The 7,163-nt window shown below is 52.2% G+C and carries 7 protein-coding genes and 1 pseudogene; all 8 read right to left on the reverse strand.

Annotated elements, in window-relative coordinates; translation table 11 throughout:
* Window positions 1-23 precede the first annotated feature (23 nt).
* Window positions 24-806, reverse strand: a complete 783-nt coding sequence (locus ACTND6_RS10050; RefSeq protein ID WP_441023990.1) for a replication initiator protein A — start codon at window positions 804-806, stop codon at window positions 24-26.
* 72 nt (window positions 807-878) lie between these two features.
* The gene (locus ACTND6_RS10055; RefSeq protein ID WP_441023987.1) at window positions 879-1,922 is read right to left on the reverse strand and encodes a cysteine-rich VLP protein; all 1,044 of its coding nucleotides are present in this window, start codon (window positions 1,920-1,922) and stop codon (window positions 879-881) included.
* Window positions 1,909-2,592 carry a relaxase/mobilization nuclease domain-containing protein gene (locus ACTND6_RS10060; protein ID WP_441023985.1) on the reverse strand — a complete coding sequence of 228 codons (684 nt, stop codon included), beginning with the start codon at window positions 2,590-2,592 and terminating at the stop codon, window positions 1,909-1,911. Before ACTND6_RS10060 ends, ACTND6_RS10055 begins: the two co-directional genes overlap by 14 nt.
* Entirely contained in the window at window positions 2,564-2,962 is a 399-nt protein-coding gene (locus tag ACTND6_RS10065) for a plasmid mobilization protein (RefSeq protein ID WP_002596229.1), read from the reverse strand. Before ACTND6_RS10065 ends, ACTND6_RS10060 begins: the two co-directional genes overlap by 29 nt.
* A 497-nt stretch (window positions 2,963-3,459) precedes the next feature.
* Window positions 3,460-3,672, reverse strand: a complete 213-nt coding sequence (locus ACTND6_RS10070; RefSeq protein ID WP_002586615.1) for a helix-turn-helix domain-containing protein — start codon at window positions 3,670-3,672, stop codon at window positions 3,460-3,462.
* On the reverse strand, window positions 3,665-4,087 hold the full coding sequence (locus ACTND6_RS10075; protein ID WP_002586616.1) for a sigma-70 family RNA polymerase sigma factor: 423 nt from the start codon (window positions 4,085-4,087) through the stop codon (window positions 3,665-3,667). Before ACTND6_RS10075 ends, ACTND6_RS10070 begins: the two co-directional genes overlap by 8 nt.
* 171 nt (window positions 4,088-4,258) lie before the next feature.
* Window positions 4,259-5,025, reverse strand: a pseudogene (locus tag ACTND6_RS10080) (class I SAM-dependent methyltransferase).
* A gap of 50 nt (window positions 5,026-5,075) precedes the next feature.
* Window positions 5,076-6,995 (reverse strand): tetracycline resistance ribosomal protection protein Tet(W), encoded by a 1,920-nt coding sequence (tet(W), locus tag ACTND6_RS10085; RefSeq protein WP_441023983.1) that lies wholly within the window; start codon window positions 6,993-6,995, stop codon window positions 5,076-5,078.
* Window positions 6,996-7,163 lie beyond the last annotated feature (168 nt).

Here is a 7,163-nt window from a genome sequence, read left to right on the forward strand (position 1 = left end):
TGTAAACAATTTGAATACCAGCATCAAATAATTTGAATACTTCGGAATTTCACGTTATGTCTTCTGGCATTTAATTTGATTTTCTTAGTGTATTTAATGTGACGTTCTACATTCTGGTAGCTTTTCCCGTTGGCGGCAAGGTAGCGGCTCATTTCCTCGATGAACCGTTCCAGCCTGTCAGGGTACTCTGCCTGCAACTCGTCGTATTCGGTCTGTGACAGAAAAATATTTCCATATCGGCCATAGGGCGCGGACGGCCCCCCACTCACTCCCTTTGTTTGGCTCTCTGTAAGGTTGTTTATAGTAGTTTGGTTAGGGGACGGTTTTCCGACCATCATAAGGTCGGTTTTCTGACCATCAGTAGGACGGTTTTCCGGCTCTATGAGGGGCGGACTTCCGGCCATCAGTTGGTCTGAAAACTGTACCTGTGGCACTGGCGGTACTTTGACATAAAGCCGGTTCGGTGCGGAGAAGCCGCCCCGTTCCCGTTCCAACAGCCCCGCCGTGTCCAGTTCATTAAGCGCCCCCTTGATGGTGGTGCTGCCTTTATCCAGTATTTCTGCTATCTCCGCGATGGGATAGATAATATAAATCCTGCCCTCGTCGTCCAGCCACTTGTTTTTCTGGGAGAGGGTGGAACGGTCTAACAGCAGCGAATACAGCAGCTTGGCGGTCTGTGAAATCTCCATTTTCAGCAGGAAACGGGGATACGGCAGATAGGCGGGCAGCCGCGTGTCTGCCCTGATATAATCAGCGATAGGATCACCTCCCTGTGTTCGGGTTGATTTTGGCGTATTGTCACGCATTAAAACGCCGTTTCCGGGGGAAAAGGATAAATGTATCGCGTACCCTTTGACACCCACGAAAAAAGCCTTGATTTATGCGGGTTTGAAAGGCTCTAAAGCGTGACATCTCTGCCTTTGTTTCCGCTTTCTCTCGGCGGCTTTGATTTTCTTCATGCGCCCGGCGCAGTCGGGGCAGTATTTTCCCCGGTTGGATTTGGGGACAAAGGCCGCCCCGCAGACGGCACACCGTTTCCGGCTTCCCCGGCACAAGAGGGCTGCGGCCAGCTCCCCGTCAAGGGGCAGGACAGCCACACGGAACCAGTGGCACATGAGGGAAAAGGAAATGCTCTGGACGCACACGCAAGGCTCCCCGTCGTCCAATAGCAGGCAGTTCCCCTCATCGTAGTTACAGCACTCATGTACCAGCCGCCGGGCCTGCCGGTATGCGGCGCGGGCTTTCTCGGATTTCTGTGCCCGCAGCCCGTCGCGGGCGGCCTTGGTCTGGGCGTAGGCCAACACCTGCCGCTGCAACTTCTTTTTCCCTTGCAGCTTCGTTTCCAGTGCTTTCAGTTCGCCGCTGGTCTGGCGCATTTTCTGATAGGCGGTGTCAACGGCGGCTTCTAACTGCTCCGGGGAAGTAAAGCCGTATTGCTGGTAGACGGACAGCGTTTTGGCGGCCTGCTTCAGATTGTGTATCTTCGCCCAGCGTTCATAGCCCCGGCCTTTGCCCTCGGCCATTTTCTGCTCAATGTCCACAAGCCGCTGCACTCCGTCCTGTTTCGGGGCGGCTATCTCGGCTCTGGCAACCTGCAAGCGGTCTTTTATGGTGCGTGGGGGATCGGGGGATCTGGCTGGCGCTTCGGCTGCTCTGGCGGCGTTTTGCTCTAAAACGGCAAAGACAGCGGCGCGGTCAAAATCGTCGCCCAGCTTCCGGGCGGTAATTGGCTTTGTCCTGTCCGGCGTGAGGTAGGAAAGCCGCCCCCGGCTCTCCTTGACGGTCACACCCTCCTGCAGCAACAGAGAGGAAAACTCGTCAAAGCTGGCGGCGGTGGCAAGGGCTTTCCGTAGGGTCTGCCGCAGCTTCTCCTTGTTCGTTTCAAACTTGGTCTGCCGGGGCGTGATACTATCGGCAATCATGGGGGGCGTTCTGCTTGTCCAGCGCGGCCTGTCCCTTTTTCTGCGCCCAATACTCCCGGTCGGTGACGCGGTTCTTGCTGCCGTTCAAGAGGTCGATTTGATAAAGCCCCTCCCGGTGGCACATCTCCATGACTTCGGATTTGAAGTAGCGCAGGGCAGCGTCGGTACATCGGTGCTTGCAGCCGACTTTCGTATCGGCCGGCCTGTCCATGTAGGGCAGGAACGGCACTTCCTCAATCCGCAGGCTGTTTATGACGATATGCACATGAATGTTGCCGCTGTGGTTATGCCCGTCCGGGTGGGTGCAGACAAGGGCCTGGTGGCCGGGAAAATGCTCTTTACAGAATTGTTCCCCCAACGCCTGCGCCCGGTCTACGGTCAGGCCGTTGTCCGGCCCGTCCCGCGGGTCAAAGCTGATGATGTAGTGGTGGCTTTTCACATCTTCCCGCCGCTGGTTTTTCTGATAGCGGAGATTGGCCCGCATACACGCAACGGCAAAATCCTCCCCGTCGCAGTTCAGCGTGGACAGCCGGTAGTCCTCGCGGGGGATAAGCCTGCCGGTTTCATCAAGGACGGGCTTCATGGTAAACTCGTCATGCTCAAAGAGAAGATATTGCTCGGCGGCTCCGTAGTCGGCGTTTTTAGAGTTGATATGCTTGAGTGTTGCCAACCGCGTCACCTACTTTCTTGAGGACTTCATACTTGAGGACGGCAAGGTCGGATATGGCGGCGCGTACCTCGCCGGAAAGGGTGTTGTAGGGTACGCCGTATTCGTTCAGATACCGGGCAATCTGATTGAGGTTGCCGCCGATCCTGCCGTACTCGGCTGTCAGCTTCCCGACAGCGGAAAGCAACTCGTCATTGACCGACGACACATGGACAACCGGGCGTATGGTCGCCCGCCGTATCGCCTGCCGGAGAAATTCGGACTGGCTGATACCATAGGGCGCAAGCCGCGCTGTGAAGTCGGCATACTCATCTTCGGACAGCCGGGTTTTCACAACGCGGCTGCGGTGGGGCGTGTTGTATTTCTTTCGCATGGTGTGACCTCCTTTCTCGCCCGTAAGGGCGCATGAGCAGGGTTTGGGGAAGGCACTCCCCAACAAGTTTCCCGCGAGGGGCAAAACTGCAGAATTGCGGATTTTGGCACCGTGGTAGAAACTTGCTCTCCGTGACTGCAAACTTTCTCTCACTTCCGTCCGCCACTTTTTTGGAAAACTGCAACCACAAAAGTTTGTTTCTTTTTTTCTGCTACTACTAATCCTGTAAAGGGCATTCCTGCCCGCTTTCGCTAAAATGACACCGGACGCAGTGGTTTCTACCCGGTGTTGGAGAAATCCTTTCTCTTTGCCCTCTACTACGGGTAAATGCTCCAAATGCCAAACACCAGGGCAGAAAAATTCCCTCCTCGCTTACTACTACAACCGGCAGGGGGCAAAATGGCCGGGAGCGGAGCCGGACAACAAAAAAAGCAGTAAATCTTTTTCAAGACTTACTGCTTTCGCTGGCCGCGTCGGTGGCGGCTGGTATTCAGTTTTTATGACTTGTCCGGTGGTTCGTCAAGCCGGAACTTGAATTGACAGTCAATTAACCGCTGCTTTACATAGTCCTCCACCTCCGCGTTGACCTGCCCGTTCACTTTTGAGAAATAGCGGATATATCCGGCGTAGTGGAGCAGGACAGCGTTCACGGCTTCTGGGTCGCCCTCACGGGCTTTGAGGATTGTTTCATAGGGGAGAAGTCTACTCATACCGGCTCACCCCCATTTCTTCGCGTAGCCGCTGCAAGGCAAGCTGGATATGCCGCCCCGCTGTGCTGCGTGACCGGCCAATACACGCGCCGATCACGCGCTGCGGCTGGCGCAGAAAGTAATAGCGCAGGATTTCTTCCCGCGTCTGCTCCGGCAAAACAGAGATCGCGTCGGCAAGGGCGGCGTTGCAGAGCAGGACGGTCTGACCGCAGACGGTAAATGGGTATTCCTCGTCCGGCTCCGACGCGGCAAACTGGACAAACTTCTCGTTCATCAGATAGTCAAGGGAAACTTGCCGTTCCCATTGCCGTTTAAGCTTCAAAATCTTGTCCAAGGCGGCACAGCGGATAACAGTCTTGCAAAAGGCGTTGTACCTGCGCTGGATATATTCTTGATAGGCTATCTGGTCGGTCATGGAAATTCCCCTTTCTGAATAATAGTGCGGGGCGGTGGCACTTCTTGCTGTCGCCCCTTGATTGCCTACCAGCAAAGGCGGGCGGGGCTGTCAACGGCTGCGCATATGCGCCGTTCATCTTGACCGTTGACTGGCTCGGCTGGGTTTGCTATTTACCCGACAAACTTGAATTTATTTTAAGCTATCACGTTTTACCTTCTTAAGCCTTACTATCATTACCATAGGAATTTCTTTGTTGGTTTTAAAACATTCTTCATAAAATCCATCAATGACAAATCCAGCTCTAAAACAAAGGTTAAAAATATCTTGTATGGAACGATGATAATAAATCTGCTCTTTCGGTTGCCCTTCAATCGCTATATCATAGTAACTGTGCGGTGTCATATATTTTTCAGTCAACGTGACAAAACAAGGGTGTTGCGTTGCAAAGACAAAAATTCCGCTTTCCTGCAACAGTTCATAAACAGCCATAAGAAGTGGTTCAATATCCGTAATATCCATAATTGCCATATTAGAAACTGCTTTCGTAAAGGCTCGATTTCTTTTTAATTCTAATATACTTTTTCTATCGGTCGCATCCGCCACACAAAATTCAATTTGTTTTGCATATTGTGATTGCCGTCTTTTAGCCAATTCTATCATTTTTTTGCTGTAATCAAAAGCGACAACCGAAGCGCCTCTTTGTGCAAGATACGAAGAATAATTTCCATTGCCACACGCAATATCCAAAATGTAATCCGCAGGATTAGGAGATAGAAGTTCCGTTACTTTGGGACGCACTACCTCTCTGTGAAATTCATTAGATTCGTCACCCATTGCATTATCCCAAAATTGTGCGTTCTCCTCCCAGATTTTTTACTTTCCTCTGTTCCCATGTTCTCTCCCACTCCCCAAATTTGCTTTTTTGCTTCCATTAAATCTTCCTTACTATATTCCATTGTTACCCTCCATAACTTCTGATTGTTGCCGTCTTGACGATTATGTATCTTTACATTACCTTCTGAAACATATGGCGCACCTTGTCCAGGCGGCTGTTTGGACGGCGGGGCTGGATGACCGGCTGACCGACAGCGGCCTGATATCCTTTCAGCTCTGTAAGGCATACGCTCCGCCCGTTGGTGTAAAAGGCCAGATCAGTACGGTATGCCTGTATACAGCGGGCGGGAATCTCGCCAGTAAAGACAACTTCATCCTTTTTTACCTGGGCCGTTTCGATGGTGGCACAGTATTTCGGTGCATCATGATAAGCCCTGGAAAGGTATTCCTGGGGCGCATAGAGGGTGAAGGAGAGATAAGGTTCCAGCAGTTGCGTCCCTGATTCCTTCAATGCCTGTTCCAATACAATCGGGGCCAATGAGCGGAAGTCCGCCGGCGTGCTGACCGGACTGTAATAAAGCCCGTATTCAAAGCAAATCTTACAGTCCGTTACGTTCCAGCCGAACAAGCCCTGCTCCAGCCCGTAACGGATACCATCCCTGACAGCGTTTTGAAAACTCTGGTTCAAGTATCCCAGCGAAACCCGGCTCTCGTATTGTACACCGGAGCCAAGCGGGAGTGGTGTAACAGACAGTCCGATGGATGCCCAAAACGGGTTGGGCGGCACCTCGATATGGATGGTGTGGCTGGCTGCTTTGAGCGGCCGCTCCATATAAATGACGGTGGGTTCCTTTACCACTGTTTCAAGCTTGTATTTTTCCGACAGCAAAGCGGAAACAACCTCCAACTGCACCCGGCCCAAAAAAGAAAGAATGATCTCATGGGTGATGGAATCCACTTCGCAACGCAAAAGCGGGTCAGTATCCGCAAGTTGCGTAAGAGCGTCCAGCAGCCGTTCTCTTTGCGCTGCCGTTTTCGGCGCAATCGACGTCCGCAGCATGGGGAGGGGGTCCTCACGCCACCTTTTACGAGGGAGCCGGGTTGGGTCCCCTAATACATCGTTTAACCTCACGCTGTCGCTGGGAAGGATAACAATTTCACCCGGATAAGCGGTGTCTGTCCGAACAATTTCCCCTTTGGATGGAATACGCATCTCTGTGATTTTCAGCTTTTCTCTCCCGGCCAGGGCCACCGTATCCCGCAGGCGCAGCGTTCCGCTGTATAGCCGTAGATAGACACGCCGCTGGCCGCAATCTGTATACTCCACCTTGAAAACGCTGCCGCATAGGGCGGCGCTCCCCTGTTCCCCAATCGGTTGGAACAGCCCTGTCACCGCATCCATCAACGGTTGAATGCCAAGGCCCTTTTTGGCGCTGCCATAATAGACCGGGAACAGGGAGGCGTCTTGAACCCGCTGCTGTTCCTCCCGCGCAAGTTTTTCCCGGCTGATTGGTTCTCCTGCGATATACTTTTCCAATAATTCATCGTTATTTTCGATGACCGCATCCCATGCTTCTATGTCGGTATTTTCCTCCAGGACTATTTCCGGGGACAGCGACACCGTCTGCTTGATGATAATATCGGCGGAGAGCTTATCCCGAACAGACTGAACCACGCTCTGCAAATCAACGCCAGCCTGGTCGATCTTGTTGATAAAGATAACGGTGGGAATGTTCATTTTCCGCAGGGCATGGAACAGAATACGGGTCTGGGCCTGCACGCCATCTTTAGCGGAGATCACCAAGATGGCCCCATCTAAAACAGCCAAAGAGCGGTACACCTCCGCCAAAAAATCCATGTGGCCGGGCGTATCCACAATGTTGACTTTACATCTGTGCCACTGGAAGGAAGTGACTGCCGCTTGAATGGTAATCCCACGCTGCCGCTCCAAAAACATGGTGTCCGTCCTCGTTGTCCCTTTTTCGACGCTCCCCGGTTCTGAAATGGCTCCGCTGGCATATAGCAGGCTCTCCGTCAAGGTCGTCTTTCCAGCGTCTACATGGGCAAGAATTCCAATATTGATTATTTTCATGTGATTGTCCTCCCTTTACAGCCCCAAAGGGCATAAAAATCCCCAGCAGTAAAATACTGAATATCCAAAATTGGATGAGGTTTTGACATATTCCAAAATAACATGATGTTCATGAGGTCTTGAAGAAAAATCGATGTTCAAATATTTTGAGGTGCATTTTCATGCATC

Source organism: Bulleidia sp. HCP3S3_C9, from assembly GCF_052064035.1.
GTDB lineage: Bacteria > Bacillota_I > Bacilli_A > Erysipelotrichales > Erysipelotrichaceae > Bulleidia.